This window comes from Symbiopectobacterium sp. RP (assembly GCF_050472005.1).
GTDB lineage: Bacteria > Pseudomonadota > Gammaproteobacteria > Enterobacterales > Enterobacteriaceae > Symbiopectobacterium.
In genome coordinates this window covers 1,644,422-1,662,137 of the sequence record NZ_JBGOGS010000001.1, presented here as the reverse complement: position 1 = coordinate 1,662,137, position 17,716 = coordinate 1,644,422, and the positions used below count along the sequence as shown (strand labels likewise).

16 protein-coding genes, 1 tRNA gene and 8 pseudogenes are annotated in these 17,716 nt (G+C 50.2%); 12 read left to right on the top strand and 13 right to left on the bottom strand.

Annotated elements, in window-relative coordinates:
- Positions 1-19: 19 nt before the first annotated feature.
- The 3 genes and pseudogenes from ACD630_RS11125 to ACD630_RS11115 all read left to right on the top strand — a co-directional run.
- On the top strand, positions 20-841 hold the full coding sequence (locus tag ACD630_RS11125) for an IS630 family transposase (RefSeq protein ID WP_430359087.1): 822 nt from the start codon (positions 20-22) through the stop codon (positions 839-841).
- Positions 766-945 (top strand): hypothetical protein, encoded by a 180-nt coding sequence (locus tag ACD630_RS11120; RefSeq protein WP_430359086.1) that lies wholly within the window; start codon positions 766-768, stop codon positions 943-945. Before ACD630_RS11125 ends, ACD630_RS11120 begins: the two co-directional genes overlap by 76 nt.
- Positions 863-1,081, top strand: a pseudogene (locus ACD630_RS11115) (transposase); the annotation flags it as partial. The gene ACD630_RS11120 and the pseudogene ACD630_RS11115, both read left to right, overlap by 83 nt.
- Here the strand turns inward: ACD630_RS11115 and ACD630_RS11110 are convergent.
- Both ACD630_RS11110 and ACD630_RS11105 read right to left on the bottom strand, forming a co-directional pair.
- Entirely contained in the window at positions 1,010-1,237 is a 228-nt protein-coding gene (locus ACD630_RS11110) for a transposase (RefSeq protein ID WP_430359992.1), read from the bottom strand. The pseudogene ACD630_RS11115 and the gene ACD630_RS11110 sit on opposite strands and share 72 nt — an antisense overlap.
- A gap of 25 nt (positions 1,238-1,262) precedes the next feature.
- A complete protein-coding gene (locus ACD630_RS11105; RefSeq protein ID WP_430359085.1) occupies positions 1,263-1,628 on the bottom strand; it encodes an IS630 transposase-related protein in 366 nt (121 codons plus the stop codon).
- Between ACD630_RS11105 and ACD630_RS11100 the strand changes: the two genes are divergently transcribed.
- The gene (locus tag ACD630_RS11100; RefSeq protein ID WP_430359084.1) at positions 1,616-1,738 is read left to right on the top strand and encodes a hypothetical protein; all 123 of its coding nucleotides are present in this window, start codon (positions 1,616-1,618) and stop codon (positions 1,736-1,738) included. The genes ACD630_RS11105 and ACD630_RS11100 overlap by 13 nt on opposite strands.
- Before the next feature lie 79 nt (positions 1,739-1,817).
- On the opposite strand, the pseudogene ACD630_RS11095 reads toward ACD630_RS11100, so the two are convergent.
- Positions 1,818-2,772, bottom strand: a pseudogene (locus ACD630_RS11095) (tyrosine-type recombinase/integrase); the annotation flags it as partial.
- On the opposite strand from ACD630_RS11095, the pseudogene ACD630_RS11090 reads away from it, so the two are divergent.
- Positions 2,772-3,695 (top strand): annotated as a pseudogene (locus ACD630_RS11090) (IS5 family transposase). The pseudogenes ACD630_RS11095 and ACD630_RS11090 overlap by 1 nt on opposite strands.
- A gap of 52 nt (positions 3,696-3,747) precedes the next feature.
- On the opposite strand, the pseudogene ACD630_RS11085 reads toward ACD630_RS11090, so the two are convergent.
- The 7 genes and pseudogenes from ACD630_RS11085 to lptF all read right to left on the bottom strand — a co-directional run.
- Positions 3,748-4,152, bottom strand: a pseudogene (locus tag ACD630_RS11085) (tyrosine-type recombinase/integrase); the annotation flags it as partial.
- Positions 4,153-4,319: 167 nt separating this feature from the next.
- Positions 4,320-4,401: transfer RNA gene (locus ACD630_RS11080), tRNA-Leu, on the bottom strand.
- Positions 4,402-4,460: 59 nt separating this feature from the next.
- On the bottom strand, positions 4,461-4,667 hold the full coding sequence (locus tag ACD630_RS11075) for a hypothetical protein (RefSeq protein ID WP_430359083.1): 207 nt from the start codon (positions 4,665-4,667) through the stop codon (positions 4,461-4,463).
- Positions 4,592-5,022, bottom strand: a pseudogene (locus ACD630_RS11070) (transposase). Before ACD630_RS11070 ends, ACD630_RS11075 begins: the two are co-directional and overlap by 76 nt.
- Before the next feature lie 25 nt (positions 5,023-5,047).
- Positions 5,048-5,410, bottom strand: a complete 363-nt coding sequence (locus ACD630_RS11065) for an IS630 transposase-related protein (RefSeq protein ID WP_430359082.1) — start codon at positions 5,408-5,410, stop codon at positions 5,048-5,050.
- A 32-nt stretch (positions 5,411-5,442) separates the two neighbouring features.
- Entirely contained in the window at positions 5,443-6,510 is a 1,068-nt protein-coding gene (gene lptG / locus ACD630_RS11060) for an LPS export ABC transporter permease LptG (RefSeq protein ID WP_430359081.1), read from the bottom strand.
- Entirely contained in the window at positions 6,510-7,610 is a 1,101-nt protein-coding gene (gene lptF, locus ACD630_RS11055; RefSeq protein ID WP_430359080.1) for an LPS export ABC transporter permease LptF, read from the bottom strand. Before lptF ends, lptG begins: the two co-directional genes overlap by 1 nt.
- Positions 7,611-7,891: 281 nt before the next feature.
- Between lptF and pepA the strand changes: the two genes are divergently transcribed.
- From pepA to ACD630_RS11030, 5 genes and pseudogenes are all read left to right on the top strand, one after another.
- On the top strand, positions 7,892-9,403 hold the full coding sequence (gene pepA / locus ACD630_RS11050) for a leucyl aminopeptidase (RefSeq protein WP_430359079.1): 1,512 nt from the start codon (positions 7,892-7,894) through the stop codon (positions 9,401-9,403).
- Positions 9,404-9,606: 203 nt separating this feature from the next.
- Positions 9,607-10,056 carry a DNA polymerase III subunit chi gene (locus tag ACD630_RS11045; RefSeq protein ID WP_430359078.1) on the top strand — a complete coding sequence of 150 codons (450 nt, stop codon included), beginning with the start codon at positions 9,607-9,609 and terminating at the stop codon, positions 10,054-10,056.
- A 12-nt stretch (positions 10,057-10,068) separates the two neighbouring features.
- The gene (locus tag ACD630_RS11040) at positions 10,069-12,927 is read left to right on the top strand and encodes a valine--tRNA ligase (protein WP_430359077.1); all 2,859 of its coding nucleotides are present in this window, start codon (positions 10,069-10,071) and stop codon (positions 12,925-12,927) included.
- 120 nt (positions 12,928-13,047) lie between these two features.
- Positions 13,048-13,482: pseudogene (locus ACD630_RS11035) on the top strand (IS110 family transposase); the annotation flags it as partial.
- Between the two features lie 99 nt (positions 13,483-13,581).
- Entirely contained in the window at positions 13,582-13,797 is a 216-nt protein-coding gene (locus tag ACD630_RS11030; RefSeq protein ID WP_430359076.1) for a transposase, read from the top strand.
- Here the strand turns inward: ACD630_RS11030 and ACD630_RS11025 are convergent.
- Positions 13,721-14,073: pseudogene (locus ACD630_RS11025) on the bottom strand (transposase); the annotation flags it as partial. The gene ACD630_RS11030 and the pseudogene ACD630_RS11025 sit on opposite strands and share 77 nt — an antisense overlap.
- Before the next feature lie 193 nt (positions 14,074-14,266).
- On the opposite strand from ACD630_RS11025, the pseudogene ACD630_RS11020 reads away from it, so the two are divergent.
- Together ACD630_RS11020 and ACD630_RS11015 are read left to right on the top strand one after the other, a co-directional pair.
- A pseudogene (locus ACD630_RS11020) lies at positions 14,267-14,727 on the top strand (transposase); the annotation flags it as partial.
- Between the two features lie 256 nt (positions 14,728-14,983).
- A complete protein-coding gene (locus ACD630_RS11015; protein WP_430359075.1) occupies positions 14,984-16,024 on the top strand; it encodes an IS481 family transposase in 1,041 nt (346 codons plus the stop codon).
- A gap of 141 nt (positions 16,025-16,165) precedes the next feature.
- Here ACD630_RS11015 and cgtA read toward each other — a convergent pair whose 3' ends face one another.
- Both cgtA and ACD630_RS11005 read right to left on the bottom strand, forming a co-directional pair.
- A complete protein-coding gene (gene cgtA, locus ACD630_RS11010; RefSeq protein ID WP_430359074.1) occupies positions 16,166-17,338 on the bottom strand; it encodes an Obg family GTPase CgtA in 1,173 nt (390 codons plus the stop codon).
- Positions 17,339-17,539: 201 nt separating this feature from the next.
- Positions 17,540-17,707: a hypothetical protein gene (locus tag ACD630_RS11005; RefSeq protein ID WP_430359073.1), complete on the bottom strand. Its 168-nt coding sequence runs from the start codon at positions 17,705-17,707 to the stop codon at positions 17,540-17,542.
- Positions 17,708-17,716 lie beyond the last annotated feature (9 nt).

Below are 17,716 nucleotides of genomic sequence, written 5' to 3'. Positions count from 1 at the left end.
TTTTGATTACATTATTTAAATGAGCTATTCAATTGATTTTAGACGTAAAGTGATATCTACACGGGAAGAAGAAGGGTTGAGTATCCGAGAAACAGCGAAGCAATTTCGGATTGGCCCTGCCTCTGTATCGCGTTGGATTAATCAAATAGCGTCAAAAGCATCGACCACGCGTCAGCGAAAGAGCGATAAATCCGAGTTGATAAAAGATGTTGAACCATATCCAGATGCTTACCAAAAAGAACGTGCAGAGCGTTTTGGCGTTTGTCAGAAGGCTATTTGGCAAGCTCTTAAAAAGCTGGGATTGACCTATAAAAAAACTCTATGTCATCCGAAAGCCGACGAAAGCGCCCGGCAAGCATTTCAACAAAAAATACAACAGTATGAAAAAGAAGGTAAACCTATTGTTTTTATTGATGAAAGTGGTTTTCCACACGATACCCCACGGACTCACGGCTATTCTCCAAAAGGTCAACGGTGTTTTGGCCTGAAGAACTGGGGAGCCAAGGGAAGAACAAATGTTATCGGCGCGTTATTAGGCACAACGCTGTTTGCTATCGGATTATTTGATATCAATATTAACAGCGATGTTTTCTATTCCTGGGTCACACAAGTCCTTATCCCAGTACTCCCTAAAAACAGGGTAATCGTGATGGACAATGCAACTTTTCACAAAAAACATAATATTCAACAAGTCATCATCGATACAGGGTATATGGTGGAGCATTTGCCTACATATTCGCCAGATCTTAACCCCATTGAGCATAAATGGGCACAAGCAAAAAGCAAAAAAAGAGAGAGTGGTTGCGATACAGAGATTTTGTTCTCAGTCCATATGGTGTAATCAAAATTAAGTCGCTTGGCTATAATCTACACGACGAACGCTATAGAATCACTGAACAGCGTGCTCCGGCATGCAATCAAGAAACGCAAGGTGTTCCCGACTGATGACTCGGTGAAGAAGGTCGTATGGCTGGCAATCCAGGCGGCATCACAGAAATGGACGATGCCCTTACAGGACTGGCGTATGGCAATGAGTCGCTTTATTATCGAGTTCGGTGAGCGTCTTGACGGTCACTTCTGAGGAAAGGCATTTACACAAAATCTTAAACAGGCTCAAAGCGCCGATAACATTTGTTCTTCCCTTGGCTCCCCAGTTCTTCAGGCCAAAACACCGTTGACCTTTTGGGGAATAGCCGTGAGTCCGTGGGGTATCGTGTGGAAAACCACTTTCATCAATAAAAACAATAGGTTTACCTTCTTTTTCATACTGTTGTATTTTTTGTTGAAATGCTTGCCGGGCGCTTTCGTCGGCTTTCGGATGACGTAGCGTTTTTTTTATAGGTCAATCCCAGCTTTTTAAGAGCTTGCCAAATAGCCTTCTGACAAACGCCAAAACGCTCTGCACGTTCTTTTTGGTAAGCATCTGGATATGGTTCAACATCTTTTATCAACTCGGATTTATCGCTCTTTCGCTGACGCGTGGTCGATGCTTTTGACGCTATTTGATTAATCCAACGCGATACAGAGGCAGGGCCAATCCGAAATTGCTTCGCTGTTTCTCGGATACTCAACCCTTCTTCTTCCCGTGTAGATATCACTTTACGTCTAAAATCAATTGAATAGCTCATTTATAGCCAACCGACTTAAAAATGATTACAGCCAATGCCCTGATATGTGGCAAAAAATACAGCTAATTGTTATCAAAATAATGTCGCTTGGCTATAGGTTAAACGCTTAAAGTAAAAATATTTATCTTCTGTATTTACATTATCCATTTGTCACCTCAACTATAGCTAACAATTAATTAAGCACTCAATCTACTTCCCATGAATACATGCAAAATCATATGGCGAAGTCGGGTTTGCCTTATTTACATCTATATAATCAGCCCACCATTGAAGCATTAACTTCCTTTCTTCTATGTATTCAGATGTATTCAGATGTATGCATATATGAACCTTTAACATGTTTACGTTCAACGTGGCTTAATTGTCTTTCAATAGCATCATCATTCCACAGCTTTGATTCACTTAAAGCACCTCGCGCCATCGTTCTAAATCCATGTCCGCAAACTTCAGTTTTGGTGTCATATCCCATAACACGTAAAGCACTATTTATAGTATTCTCGCTCATTACTTTTTTGGGGTCATGGTCACTTGGAAATATAACCTCACGATTGCCACTCAATGTATATAGCTGTTGAAATACATTTAAAGCCTACTTACTGAGAGGAACGATATGTTCAGTTTTCATTTTCATTCCACGTTCAGAATGCTTTACGCCGGGTATGGGTTTACGGATACCGGGTATAGTCCATTCACTGCGATCAAAATCAATTTCATTCCACCGGGCAAACCGCATCTCACTTGAGCGAATAAAAGTCAGCAATGTTAATTCAACTGCAAGCCGCGTGATTAATCGCCCTCTGTAGTTCGATAGTCGTTCTAGAAGTTCAGGTATTCTTTTTGAGGGTAGTGCTGGATGATGGGTTGATTTAACGCTTAAAAGCGCTCCAGCCATATCATTGGCGGGATTAAATTGTAAAAGGTCATTCTGGACACCAAAACGCATAATTGCCGTCACACGCTGTTGAAGTCGCTGTGCAACGTCATGTTTACCAGCGGCATCGACAGCTTTAACCGGCATAAGGAGCTGGCTGGTTCTCAACGTTCTGGCATCAAGCTGACCAATCGAAGGGCTTTGTTGAATAAATAGAACTTTTGGGTAATCATCGGAGCAGATCAACACAGTTGTTTCAAAATCAGCTCTCCATGGCAAAACAAAATTTTAAAATCACCAACTGGCCCTCTTATAACAAGGCCCTCAAGCAGCGCTGTTCTCTAACCGTATGGCTAGATAAATCAGCCATTGCTGCATGGACGGAAAAAAACACTACTGAACGGCGTGGACGACCGCTCCACTACTCAGATATGGCCATCACTACAGTCCTGATGATGAAACGCGTGTTTGGCCTTTCATTGAGGGCTTTACAGGGCTTTGTTGACTCGATTTTTAAACTGATTAAATTGTCGCTGCATTGTCCAGACTATTCGCTGCTCAGCAAGCGAGCAAAGACAGTGAACATCAGCATAAAAACGCCAACCCGTGGTGAAATCTCACATCTGGTCATTGATGGAACCGGCCTGAAGGTCTTTGGCGAAGGTGAATGGAAAGTCCGGCAGCATGGTGCCGACAGACGCAGGGTATGGCGTAAGCTGCACCTGGCAGTAGACAGTGTGACGCATGAGATTATCTGTGCGGATTTGTCGCTCAGTGGTACGACTGATGCCCAAGCTCTACCGGCGCTGATAAACCAGACCCACCGGAAAATCAGAGAGGCATCGGCTAACGGCGCTTAGGATACAGTTTACTGCTATGATGCTCTGCTGAGGAAGAAAATAAGGCCGCTTATCCCGCCACGAAGGGGGGTGCAATATTGGCAAGATCGCTACCACGAGCGTAACCCCGCTGTTGCAAATCAGCGCATTAGCGGTAGTAACGATATCTGGAAAAAGAAAGTGGGCTATCACCGGCGCTCAGTGGCTGAAACGGCCATGTTCCGGTTCAAGAGGCTTCTGGGTGGTCATCTAAGTCTGAGAGACTACGATGCTCAGGTGGGTGAAGCCATGGCCATGGTCAAAGCGCTTAACCTGATCACGCTATTAGGAATGCCGAACAGTATTCGCATCACGTAACAATCGACCCGTATGGGCGCAGTCGTTACAGGTTCTGATTTATTCAACAAAGCCCAATCGAAGGGAAAACATACTGCTCGAGTGTCAGCAGTACACGACAGTGGTGGTCTTCACTCCATGTGAGATTACTTGCATGCCATTGTCTGGCGATGGTTTCAAATAAATATGCCCCCTCAATTTCAGCTTGTGCTCCCTTCTGTTCAACTTTTGGATCAATTCCTTGTGACAGTAGCTTCTTCGCAGTATCACGCTTTACTCGGGCTTCTGCGAGTGTGGTTGTGGGGTAAACACCGAAAGCAAGCCGATCCTCTTTCTTATCAGATGGACGGCGATATTTCATACGCCAGTATTTTGAACCTTTTGGGGATACTTCAAGGTACAACCCGCCGCCATCAGCCATCTTGTAGGCTCTGTCCTTTGGCTTTGCAGTATCAATTTGTCGAACATTAAGCTTCATTTTGGGGGCACAAATCCTGATCGAAGTGGGGTGCCCCCAATTATGCCCCCAAAGGGGGATAGACCACAAGATACCTGAAAAGACTAGTAAAGACAGTAATCTATTAGTTTATAAGGATTTTTTTGATAAAGGTAGACTTCAGAAAACGTCAAAAGAAGAGTGGTTTATGCCGAAGGCCGGACTCGAACCGGCACGTCTTTCAACGGTTGATTTTGAATCAACTGCGTCTACCGATTTCGCCACTTCGGCACTGAAGTAGTATGCGGAAAACGAGGTGCATTATACCGTTTGAGATTGATGACACAACACTATTCCGCACTCTGGCGCGTTGAATGCTGAAAAAAACAGCGCCAGCACACTTTTCTGCGCATTTTACCGGCACGCGATGACGTGCCGGATGCACTCAGCGTCGTGTTATAGCCAAGCGACTTAACTTTGATTACACTATATGGACTGAGAACAAAATCTCTGTATCGCAACCACTCTCTCTTTTTTTGCTTTTTGCTTGTGCCCATTTATGCTCAATGGGGTTGAGATCTGGCGAATATGTAGGCAAATACTCCACCATATACCCTGCATCGATGATGACTTGTTGAATATTATTTTTTTGTGAAAAGTTGCATTGTCCATCACGATTACCCTGTTTTTAGGGAGTACTGGGATAAGGACTTGTGTGACCCAGGAATAGAAAACATCGCTGTTAATATTGATATCAAATAATCCGATAGCAAACAGCGTTGTGCCTAATAAAGCGCCGATAACATTTGTTCTTCCCTTGGCTCCCCAGTTCTTCAGCCCAAAACACCGTTGACCTTTTGGGGAATAGCCGTGAGTCCGTGGGGTATCGTGTGGAAAACCACTTTCATCAATAAAAACAATAGGTTTACCTTCTTTTTCATACTGTTTTTTTTTGTTGAAATGCTTGCCGGGCGCTTTCGTCGGCTTTCGGATAACGTAGCGTTTTTTTATAGGTCAATCCCAGCTTTTTAAGAGCTGGCCAAATGGCCTTCTGACAAACGCCAAAACGCTCTGCACGTTCTTTTTGGTAAGCATCTGGATATGGTTCAACATCTTTCATCAACTCGGATTTATCGATCTTTCGCTGACGCGTGGTCGATGCTTTTGAGGCTATTTGATTAATCCAACGCGATACAGAGGCAGGGCCAATCCGAAATTGCTTCGCTGTTTCTCGGATACTCAACCCTTCTTCTTCCCGTGTAGATATCACTTTACGTCTAAAATCAATTGAATAGCTCATTTAAATAATGCAATCAAAATTAAGTCGTTTAGCTATAACAGCAGCAGCAGACTGATAACCATAAACAGCAGGCTCGGCACCAGCGCGCCCAGCAACGGTGGTAGACCATACACCAGACTGAGCTGACCAAATACCTTGTCCAGCACGTAAAACAGGAAGCCAAAGCTGATACCGGTGACGATACGCACGCCCGCAGGCACATTGCGCAATGGCCCAAAGATAAAGGAGAGCGCCATCAGCATCATCACCGCCACCGACAGCGGGGCGAACGTCTTGTTCCACATGTTCAGCTTGTAACGGCCCGCTTCCTGCCCGCTCTGCTTCAGATAGTTGATGTAGTCGTACAGGCCGCGAATCGAGAGTGCGTCCGGGTCCAGTGCCACGACGCAGAGTTTGTCTGGCGTCAGGGTGGTTTTCCACTCTCCGCTGATGGTCTGGCTGCCCGAAATCTGTTTGCCATCGCGCAGGTTAGATTCATCAACCTGAGAGAGTTGCCACAGCTTGGCATCGTCATCAAATTCCGCAGAGGCAGCGTAGCGCACGGAGAGCAGTTTTTGTTCCGGGTCGAACTGGTAGATATTCACTCCCGCCAGCTCTTTATCCCCCACCACACGTTCAATATAGATAAAGTCGTTGCCGTCTTTCGCCCACAGCCCGTTCTGGGTCGAGAGCATCGAGCCGCCGTACATCATCTGCGAGCGGTAGTTGTGCGCCATCTGTTCACCAGCAGGTGAAATCCATTCGCCAATCGCCATGGTAAGCAACACTAACGGAATAGCGGTTTTCATCACCGCCCCAGCAATCTGTAAGCGGGTAAAACCAGAGGCCTGCATGACCACCAGTTCGCTGCGTGTCGCCAGTGTCCCCAGCCCCAGCAGCGCACCGAGCAGCGCCGCCATCGGGAAAAAGATTTCAATATCCTTTGGCACGCTCAGCAGGGTATAGAGGCCCGCGCACAGTGCGGTATAGTCGCCGCGCCCTACTTTGCGCAGCTGATCGACAAACTTGATGATGCCCGAGAGCGAAACCAGCATGAACAACGTCATCATGATGGTATTAAAAATAGTTTTGCCGATATAGCGATCCAGTACCCCAAACATCAGGCGGCTCCTTGTACTTTCACCCGCGCGCGCAACCGGCGCAGAGGCACGCTGTCCCAGACATTAAGCAGCAACGCAATCCCGATATAGGCCAGATTGGTCAGCCAGATCCACACCATTGGGTCAATTTTCCCCTTGCTGACATTGGAACGCAGCGAGCTTTGCAACAGGAAGAAAATCAGATAAAGCAGCATGGCGGGCAACATGCTCAGCACGCGCCCTTGGCGTGGGTTTACCGCACTGAGCGGCACCACAATAATCGCCATGATCAGCACCGAAAGCACCAGCGTAATGCGCCAATGAAACTCGGCACGCACGGCGTTCTCATCCGACTGCCACAGCTGGCGCATCGTCATCTGTTCTACGCCGGTGTTCTGGAGCGACACATTCTGGTGCCCGATAACTGCCTGATAGTTGGTGAAATCCGTGATACGGAAATCCCTCAACATTGCCGTGCCTTCGTAGCGGGAGCCCTTGTTGAGCATCACCACCTGTGCACCGTTTTGGTCAACGTCCACACGCCCACGGTCGGCAATCACTACCGAAGGACGCGCGTTGCCGCTCGGGCGCAACTGTGCCAGAAACACATGCTCAAACTCCTGCCCTTTGACATCGCCGACAAACAGCACGGCATTGCCGCCCTGCGCCGATTGAAACTGGCCTTCCACCAGAGCCGCGACGCTCGGGTTGGCCTTGGCTTCTGCCATCACGATATCCTGATGGCGCGAAGACCATGGGCTGACCCACAGCGCATTGATCATCGCCACCGCACCGGTCATCACCGCCAGAATAAAGGCGGCCTTGAGCAGCACCGTTTTGCCCAGTCCACAGGCATACATAACGGTGATTTCGCTCTCGGTATACATGCGGCTGAATGTCATCAGCAGCCCTAAAAACAGGCTCAAGGGCAGAATGAGCTGCGCCATTTCAGGCACGCCCAGCCCCAGCAGGGAGAGCACTAAGTTTGCCGGAATTTCACCATCAACTGCCGCACCCAATATCCGCACCAGCTTCTGACAAAAGAAGATCAGTAACAGAATAAAAAGGATGGCCAGTTGGCTCTTAAAGGTTTCCCGTACCAGATATCGAATGATGATCACGCTTAATTAAACCTGTGAAAACTTGTCTTTTTGCAGGAAAGTCGATAATTTCATCGCTAACTCGCCATTTATACGCATTTGTGGCAACCTTTTTCGCTATGATGCATTACAGCATACCGCGCGCCCGGCGTTGTATCAGAACCTGCTTATCATCACCAAAACAGATTCGTCGCGCCGTTAAGATTAACACAGGTTAGGTAAGTGTAACGGCGGGAAAGTATTACGGAGTGTCACATTCTAGCCATTGGCACCGTCTTTGTCTTTAAGATTCAGGAGAGTACATGGAGTTCAGTGTAAAAAGCGGTAGCCCGGAAAAACAACGCAGTGCCTGCATTGTCGTCGGCGTGTTTGAGCCTCGCCGCCTGTCCCCTATTGCCGAACAATTGGACAAAATCAGCGACGGTTATATCAGCGCACTCCTGCGCCGCGGCGAGTTGGAAGGCAAAGTGGGGCAATCCCTACTGTTGCACTACGTGCCGAATATTCTGTCAGAACGTATTCTGCTGATTGGCTGCGGGAAAGAGCGTGAACTGGATGAGCGGCAATATAAGCAAATCATCCAAAAAACCATCAATGCGCTGAATGACACCGGCTCAATGGAAGCCGTTTGCTTCCTGACCGAGTTGCATGTCAAAGGACGCAACACCTATTGGAAAGTGCGTCAGGCGGTAGAGACAGCAAAAGAGACGCTCTACACCTTCGATCAGTTGAAAAGCAATAAGGTCGAACTGCGTCGTCCGCTGCGCAAACTGGTGTTCAATGTGCCAACGCGCCGTGAACTCACCAGTGGCGAGCGCGCCATTCAGCACGGACTTGCCATTGCCGCAGGCATCAAGGCCGCGAAAGATCTCGGCAATATGCCGCCGAATATCTGTAACGCTGGCTATCTGGCCTCGCAGGCACGTCAACTGGCGGACACCTACAGCCCGAACATCGTGACGCGCGTGATTGGCGAACAGCAGATGAAAGAGCTAGGCATGAACGCCTATCTGGCCGTTGGGCAAGGCTCGCAAAATGAATCGCTGATGTCAGTGATTGAGTACAAAGGCGATCCTAATCCGGAAAATCGCCCTATCGTGCTGGTTGGAAAAGGTCTGACCTTTGATTCCGGTGGTATCTCGATCAAGCCAGCCGACAGCATGGATGAAATGAAGTACGACATGTGCGGTGCCGCTACGGTATACGGCGTAATGCGCATGGCCGCCGAGCTGGCGCTGCCGCTGAATATTGTTGGGGTATTGGCTGGCTGTGAAAACATGGTTGATGGCCGCGCCTATCGTCCGTGCGATGTGTTAACTACCATGTCGGGTCAAACGGTTGAAGTGCTGAATACCGATGCCGAAGGCCGTTTGGTGCTGTGCGATGCACTGACCTATGTGGAACGCTACGAGCCGGAACTGGTGATTGATATCGCCACCCTGACCGGTGCCTGCGTGATCGCGCTCGGTCATCACCTTACCGGATTGATGTCGAACCATAACCCGCTGGCGCACGAACTGCTCGGAGCATCAGAGCAAGCGGGCGACCGCGCCTGGCGTTTGCCGATGGGCGATGAGTTTCAGGAGCAGTTGGAGTCGAACTTCGCCGATGTGGCGAACATCGGCGGACGTCCCGGCGGTGCAATTACCGCCGCGTGCTTCCTGTCGCGCTTTACCCGCAAATACAACTGGGCACACTTGGATATCGCGGGCACAGCCTGGCGTTCCGGTAAGGCTAAAGGGGCAACGGGCCGTCCAGTGGCCATGTTGTCGCAGTTCCTGCTTAATCGCGCCGGGTTAAATGACGTAGAATAAAAAGAGGCCGTTCTCTGTGGTCCTCGGCAACAGCCGGGGACCTCTTACAAGAAGTACGAGTTTCCTCTGCGAGCGATTCCCGCCTACGCAGGAATGACGGTAAGTTCGCGAGAATGAGAATAAGTTTGTAGGAATGCCTCAGAGAACAGACATTGTCAGCAACCTAGGGCCGGTTTATATCGTCCCCTCACCTACAGTAAACAATGAAAAACGCAACGTTCTACCTTCTCGAACACAGTGACGATGTCGATGGGCTTAGTGCCTGTGAGGCGCTGGCCTGCGAGCTGGCAGCGGAACGTTGGCGCAGCGGGCAGCGTGTGCTGATCGCCTGTGAAGATGAGCAGCAAGCGTTGCGACTGGACGATGCACTGTGGCAGCGCGACGCCAGCGCCTTTGTGCCGCATAACCTTGCTGGCGAAGGCCCGCGACAGGGCGCGCCCGTCGAGCTGGCCTGGCCTCAACGCCGGGGCAGCACCTCACGCGATGTGCTGATCAGCCTCCTGCCGCAGTTCGCAGATTTTGCCACCGCTTTCCATGAAGTGATAGACTTTGTCCCTCATGAAGAATCCCTGAAACCGTTGGCGCGCGATCGCTACAAAGCGTATCGCAGCTTCGGCTTTCAATTGACTACGGCGATGCCGCCAACGCACTGAATAGTAGACATAATGGATACCAAATATAACCCGAAAGATATCGAACAGCCGCTCTATGAGCGCTGGGAACAGCAAGGCTACTTTAAGCCAAACGGTGACACGAGTAAGGAAAGCTTCAGCATCATGATCCCGCCGCCGAACGTCACCGGCAGCTTGCATATGGGCCATGCGTTCCAACAAACCATTATGGATACCCTGATTCGCTATCAGCGTATGCAAGGGAAAAACACGCTGTGGCAGGCGGGTACTGACCATGCGGGTATCGCCACCCAGATGGTGGTTGAGCGTAAAATCGCTGCTGAAGAGGGCAAAACGCGCCACGATTATGGTCGCGATGCCTTTATCGAAAAAATCTGGCAATGGAAAGCAGAGTCCGGCGGCACCATTACCCGCCAAATGCGTCGTCTTGGTAACTCGCTGGACTGGGAGCGCGAGCGCTTCACCATGGATGAAGGTCTGTCCAACGCGGTGAAAGAGGTATTCGTTCGTCTGTATAAAGAAGACTTGATCTACCGTGGCAAGCGCCTGGTGAACTGGGACCCGAAACTGCGCACCGCCATCTCCGATCTGGAAGTGGAAAACCGCGAGAGCAAAGGCTCCATGTGGCACCTGCGCTACCCGCTGGCCGATGGCGCAAAAACCGCTGATGGCAAAGACTATTTGGTGGTCGCCACCACACGTCCGGAAACCGTGCTGGGGGATACCGGTGTTGCGGTCAACCCAGAAGATCCTCGTTACAAAGATCTGATCGGCAAGTTCCTGATCCTGCCGCTGGTGAATCGCAGTATTCCGATCGTCGCTGATGAACACGCCGACATGGAAAAAGGTACAGGCTGCGTGAAGATCACGCCGGCGCACGATTTTAACGACTATGAAGTCGGTAAACGTCACCAGTTGCCGATGATCAACATCCTGACGTTCGATGGAGACATCCGTCAGGAAGCTGAAGTGTTTGATACCAACGGCGAAGCCAGCACGGTATACAGCAACGACATTCCTGATTTCCTGCGTGGCGTCGAGCGTTTCGCCGCTCGTAAAGCGGTGGTTGCCAAGCTCGATGAGTTGGGCTTGCTCGATGAGATCAAACCGCACGATCTGACCGTTCCCTACGGCGATCGCGGCGGCGTGGTCATCGAACCGATGCTGACCGACCAGTGGTACGTGCGTGCTGGCGTACTGGCGAAACCGGCGGTGAAAGCGGTGGAAGATGGCCGTATCCAGTTTGTGCCGAAGCAGTACGAGAATATGTATTTTAGCTGGATGCGTGACATTCAGGACTGGTGTATCTCGCGCCAATTATGGTGGGGTCACCGTATTCCTGCGTGGTACGACAGCAGCGGCAAGGTTTATTACGTAGGCCGCGATGAAGCGGAAGTGCGCCGCGACTATCAGCTCGCCGACGCGGTTGAACTGCGCCAGGATGAAGACGTGCTGGACACCTGGTTCTCCTCCGGGCTGTGGACCTTCTCCACCCTCGGCTGGCCGGAACAGACGCCAGAGTTGAAAGCGTTCCATCCGAGCAGCGTGATGGTGAGCGGCTTCGACATCATCTTCTTCTGGATTGCGCGCATGATCATGCTGACCATGCACTTCGTGAAAGATGACGAAGGCAAACCGCAGGTACCGTTCCATACCGTCTACATGACCGGGCTTATCCGCGATGAAGAAGGGCAGAAGATGTCCAAGTCCAAAGGGAACGTGATCGATCCGCTGGACATGATAGACGGCATCTCGCTTGAGGCGCTGCTGGAAAAACGAACCGGCAACATGATGCAGCCGCAGCTGGCGGAGAAAATCCGCAAGCGTACCGAGAAACAGTTCCCGAACGGTATCGAACCGCACGGTACGGATGCCCTGCGCTTCACGCTGGCGGCACTTGCATCGACCGGTCGTGATATTAACTGGGACATGAAGCGTCTGGAAGGTTACCGCAACTTCTGTAACAAACTGTGGAACGCCAGCCGTTTTGTGCTGATGAACACCGAAGGGCAAGATTGCGGTTTTAACGGCGGTGAGAAAGTGCTGTCACTGGCCGATCGTTGGATTTTGGCCGAATTCAACCGCACGGTGAAAGCCTTCCGCGACGCGCTGGACGGTTACCGCTTCGATATTGCTGCCGGTATCCTGTATGAGTTCACCTGGAACCAGTTCTGTGACTGGTATCTGGAGCTGGCTAAACCGGTGATGAACGGTGGCAGCGAGGCGGAGCTGCGCGGCACGCGGCACACGCTGGTTACCGTGTTGGAAGCACTGCTGCGTCTGGCGCACCCGATCATTCCATTCATTACCGAAACCATCTGGCAGCAGGTCAAAGTACTGAAAGGCGTTACCGACGATACCATCATGCTGCAACCGTTTCCGACCTATGATGCCACCGCAGAAGATGCGCAGGCGCTGGCCGCTCTGGAATGGATCAAGCAGGCGATCACCGCCGTGCGTAATATTCGCGCCGAGATGAACATCGCGCCGGGTAAACCGCTCGATGTGCTGTTGCGTGATGCAACGCCGGAAACGCAACGCCGCGTGGAAGCGAACCGCAGCTTTATCCAAACCCTAGCGCGTTTGGCAAGCGTTCAACTGTTGCCTGCCGGTGAAAAAGGCCCGGTATCGGTCACTTCCCTGCTGGACGGCGCGGAGCTGCTGATCCCGATGCTGGATCTGGTCGATAAAGACGCAGAGCTGGAGCGTTTGGCGAAGGAAGTTGCCAAGGTTGAAGCGGAAATCAACCGCATCGACAGCAAGCTCTCCAATGAGGGCTTTGTTGCGCACGCACCAGAGGCAGTTATTGCCAAAGAGCGTGAAAAACGTGACGGCTATGCGGTAGCGAAAGCCAAACTATTGGAACAGCAGGCCACCATTGCCGCACTGTAATCCATAAGTATCTTGTGCGAATAAAAAGCCCGGGCCGCTAAGTCCGGGCTTAATGAGATGGTCACCCCCACTCTGTGAGCGGTACGCTGGCAGGGTGTTTTTCTTTCAGGAGAGGCCATCATGGAAAACGTTACTCTTATTGGTATCGATCTCGGTAAACATTCTTTCCACATTCATTGCCAGGATAAGTCAGGTAAGGCGCCTCTGCGTAAGAAGTTTACACGCACAAAGCTAATGCAGTTTTTGGCGACGTGCCTGTTATGGAAGCTTGTGCCAGGGCACACTTTATGGCGCGGCGTATCAATGATAGCGGCCATGAAGCAAAACTTATTTCTCCGCAGTTTGTGCGCCCGTTTATCAAGAGCAATAAAAATGATTTTGTTGATGCAGAGGCGATATGTGAAGCTGCATCGGGTCAGGGAATCTCTTATCAGAGATAAAGTAAAAACCACTAACCAGATCCACGGTTTTCTGCTGGAGTTTGGGATAAGCCTGCCAATCGGCGAGGCGGTAATAAAGCGACTGTCTCTGGTGCTGGCTGAGCACGAAACCCCCGAATATAGCCAAGCGACATTATTTTGATAACAATTAGCTGTATTTTTTGCCACATATCAGGGCATTGGCTGTAATCATTTTTAAGTCGGTTGGCTATATATGGTGGAGTATTTGCCTACATATTCGCCAGATCTTAACCCAATTGAGCATAAATGGGCACAAGCAAAAAAAGAGAGAGAGTGGTTGCGATACAGAGATTTTGTTCTCAGTCCATATGGTGTAATCAAAATTAAGTCGCTTTTCTATACAGCCATTCTAGCAACTCTTCGACGCTTTTTGCAGGTTTCAGATAAGGCGGCAACAACGCGCTGTTGAAGCATATTCCGTTGCCGCTGCGATACCTGACCTTGGCACTTTAATTTCAACATCCCCAATACCCGTCTGTATGGTTCGCTGTAGCAAATAGCCATTACGAACGACAGCATGACGCCCGTCGTCAAGGCGGCGTTCAGCATGTTGTTGCAGCATGGCTTCGAGCTCAACGTCAACGACGGCAGCTATTAGTTGCCTGGCACCATTACGAATGAGTTCATGCAAGGGATCAGCGGCAATATCTGGTTCTGCGGAGACTTGTAGGGTAGACTTTTTCATGGGGTATCATCTCTCTGTTGTTGAAATCATCCACGAAATCAATCAGCAGGATACGCCACCCTCCCCGAAACCCCGTACACCAGAAATGAGCATATAGCCAACCTACTTAAAAATGATTACAGCCAATGCCCTGATATGTGGCAAAAAATACAGCTAATTGTTATCAAAATAATGTCGCTTGGCTATAACTCCCGCTAATGTGTTGGCTTCACTCCCCAAAGCCATGCAACCGAAAGTTAAGGCTGAGCTGCGGGAGGTTTGGCTAGCAGAGAGCCGTGATGCCGCTAATGAAGCCTTTGATGTTTTGTTGGCAAGGTTTTCAGCGAAGTATCCTTCAGCGATGAAGAAGCTGGAGAAAGCTCGAGAAGAACTGCTGGCATTCTACGACTTCCCGTCAGAGCACTGGGCGTCAATAAGAACGACAAATCCGATTGAATCGGCTTTTGCGACTGTGAGGCTACGAAGCAGAGGCGCGAAGAACGGTGGTTCGAGAGAAACAACCCTGTCAATGGTATGGTATTTAAGCTGCTCCAGTCAGCTCAGAAAAGCTGGAACCGACTAAGAGGATTTGACCTGCTGACCCTGGTTGTAAGCAACGTCCAATTTAAGGATGGAGAACAGATTCACGAAGCATCAGAGCGGAACGTAGCCTGATCGCCATACACCAGATTTGCTAATATGTATTAGTCGCGACTAGATCTGACACTGGACCTTGAAAGGTTGAGAGTTACCGGTTTTGATATGGGTGTCTAATCCTTAAACAAAACGCGAGATAACTCTCATGCTTCATACTAACAATCCCATTATCTGTATTAGTCGCGACTAGATCTGACACTGGACCTTGAAAGGTTGAGAGTTACCGGTTTTGATATGGGTGTCTAATCCTTAAACAAAACGCGAGGTAACTCTCATGCTTCATACTAACAATCCCATTATCAAACACAAAGCCGGCCTGCTCAATCTCGCCGAAGAACTCGGTAACGTATCAAAAGCCTGCAAGAGCATGGGCGTGTCACGCGATACATTTTACCGTTATCAGGAACTGGCTGCTGAAGGCGCCATTGATGCGCTGGTTAACCAGAACCGCCGGGTTCCGAACCTGAAGAACCGCGCCGACGAAGCCACTGAACGCGCGGTTGTTGATTATGCTATTGAGTTCCCGCCCCATGGGCAGCACCGGACCTGTAATGAGCTGCGTAAAAAAGGCGTGTTTATCTCCGGCAGCGGCGTGCGCTCCATCTGGCAACGACACGACCTGGAGAACTTCCGTAAACGCCTGAAGGCGCTTGAGGAAAAGGTCGCCAGAGAAGGCATTGTCCTTACCGACGCTCAAATCGCAGCCCTAGAGAAGAAGGCGCACGATGATGAGGCCTGCGGTGAAATCGAGACGGCACATCCCGGGTATCTGGGCTCGCAGGACACCTTCTACGTGGGCAATCTGAAGGGGGTGGGCCGTATCTACCAGCAGACGTTCGTGGATACGTACTCGAAAGTGGCGCACTGCAAGCTGTATACGAATAAAACACCGCTCACCGCCGCCGACCTGCTCAATGATCGCGTACTCCCGTTCTACGAGGCTCAGGGACTGCCGGTGCTGAGAATACTGACCGACAGGGGTACGGAGTACTGTGGTAAAGTGGAGCAGCATGATTATCAGCTTTATCTGGCTATCAACGATATCGAGCATACGAAAACGAAGGCGATGTCTCCGCAGACGAACGGCATCTGCGAGCGCTTCCATAAAACCATTTTGCAGGATTTTTATCAGGTTACGTTCCGCAAGAAGTTATATGGAGACCTGGAAAGTCTGCAGGTAGCTCTGGACAACTGGTTATGGCATTACAATAATGAGCGAACTCATCAGGGAAAAATGTGCTGCGGGCGTACGCCGATGGCCACTTTACTCGATGGAAAACGGATCTGGGCAGAAAAGAATCTGAAGCAGATGTAATCTGACAGACACCTGTATAAATAATCGGTAACTGTCAGATCAGGTCTGAGCTAGTACACATAAAGTAACCTGCTTTTGATGTTGGATTGAACATATCAAAATCAGGCAATTACACAATCTCGTGTACAAGCTTCCCGAGAATTATTTCTGGTAGATGATCTCGACGCCTTCGTCGTCATCTTCGTCCCAGTCGTCATCCCATTCTTCTTCGGCTTCATTTTCCACCGCCGCCAGCTGTTCACGATGGTAGTCATCCCACATGAACTCAACTTTTTCAGGCCCTTTCTCTTCGATGGACATGGCTTTCGGCTGTGCTTCCAGGAAGTTCATCACATCCCAGCACAGTGCGTTGACGCCAGAACGGTTGGCAGCAGAGATCAGGTAGTATTTACCTTCCCAACCTAATGCTTCCGCAATCGCTTTGGCACGCTGTTCAGCATCCTCTTTCTCGATCAGATCGACCTTGTTGAACACCAACCAACGCGGTTTTTCTGCCAGAGAAGCGCTGTATTGTTGCAACTCATTGACGATCACTTTGGCATTTTCTACCGGATCGGATTCGTCGATCGGCGCAAGGTCGATCAGATGCAGCAGCACGCGACAGCGTTCTAGATGTTTGAGAAAACGAATCCCCAGACCAGCGCCTTCGGAAGCACCTTGGATCAACCCAGGAATATCGGCCACGACGAAGCTTTTCTCGCTGTCCATGCGCACCACACCCAGGCTAGGCACCAGTGTGGTGAAGGGATAATCCGCCACCTTGGGCTTAGCGGCAGACACCGCGCGAATGAACGTCGATTTACCGGCATTCGGCAGCCCCAGCATCCCAACATCCGCCAGCAGCAACAATTCCAGCATCAGAGAACGCTCTTCGCCTGCGGTACCGCTGGTTTTCTGGCGCGGCGCGCGGTTAACCGACGATTTGAAACGGGTATTACCCAGTCCGTGCCAGCCGCCTTTCGCCACCATCAAACGCTGCTCGTGGCGCGTCATATCATCCAGCACCTCTCCGGTGCTTTCGTCCAGCACACGCGTACCAATCGGCACCTTGATGGTGATATCTTTACCACGCTTGCCGGTGCAATCACGGCTTTGCCCGTTCTGACCGCGCTCTGCGCGATAAGATTTCTCAAAGCGAAAATCGATCAGCGTATTCAAGCTCTCATCCGCCAACAGATAAACGTCACCGCCGTCGCCGCCGTCGCCGCCGTCCGGACCACCATTGGGGATATATTTTTCACGACGGAAGCTGACACAGCCATTACCGCCGTCACCAGCCACCACCAGAATGGTAGCTTCATCTACAAACTTCATTCACTCTCTCCGCAACAACCCATAGAGATCACCGATCATCAGACGCCATGCATCAGGACATTGTCGGTGCTCTTTGGCGTGATGCTTTCATGGCATGAGGCGTGAATGATCGCCGCGCATCATGCAAAAAACGGAACGTAACAGAACCAGCCTCACAAGGGAGCGGCATTGTACCCGCTTCCCGCGTTGATTTCATCTGTATTAAAAATAAACAGCGCACACCACCATCGGTAGTGTCAGGCTAACACGCGTTACTTTGGCACCGGTATAGCCAAGCGACTTAATTTTGATTACACCATATGGACTGAGAACAAAATCTCTGTATCGCAACCACTCTCTCTTTTTTTGCTTGTGCCCATCTATGCTCAATGGGGTTAA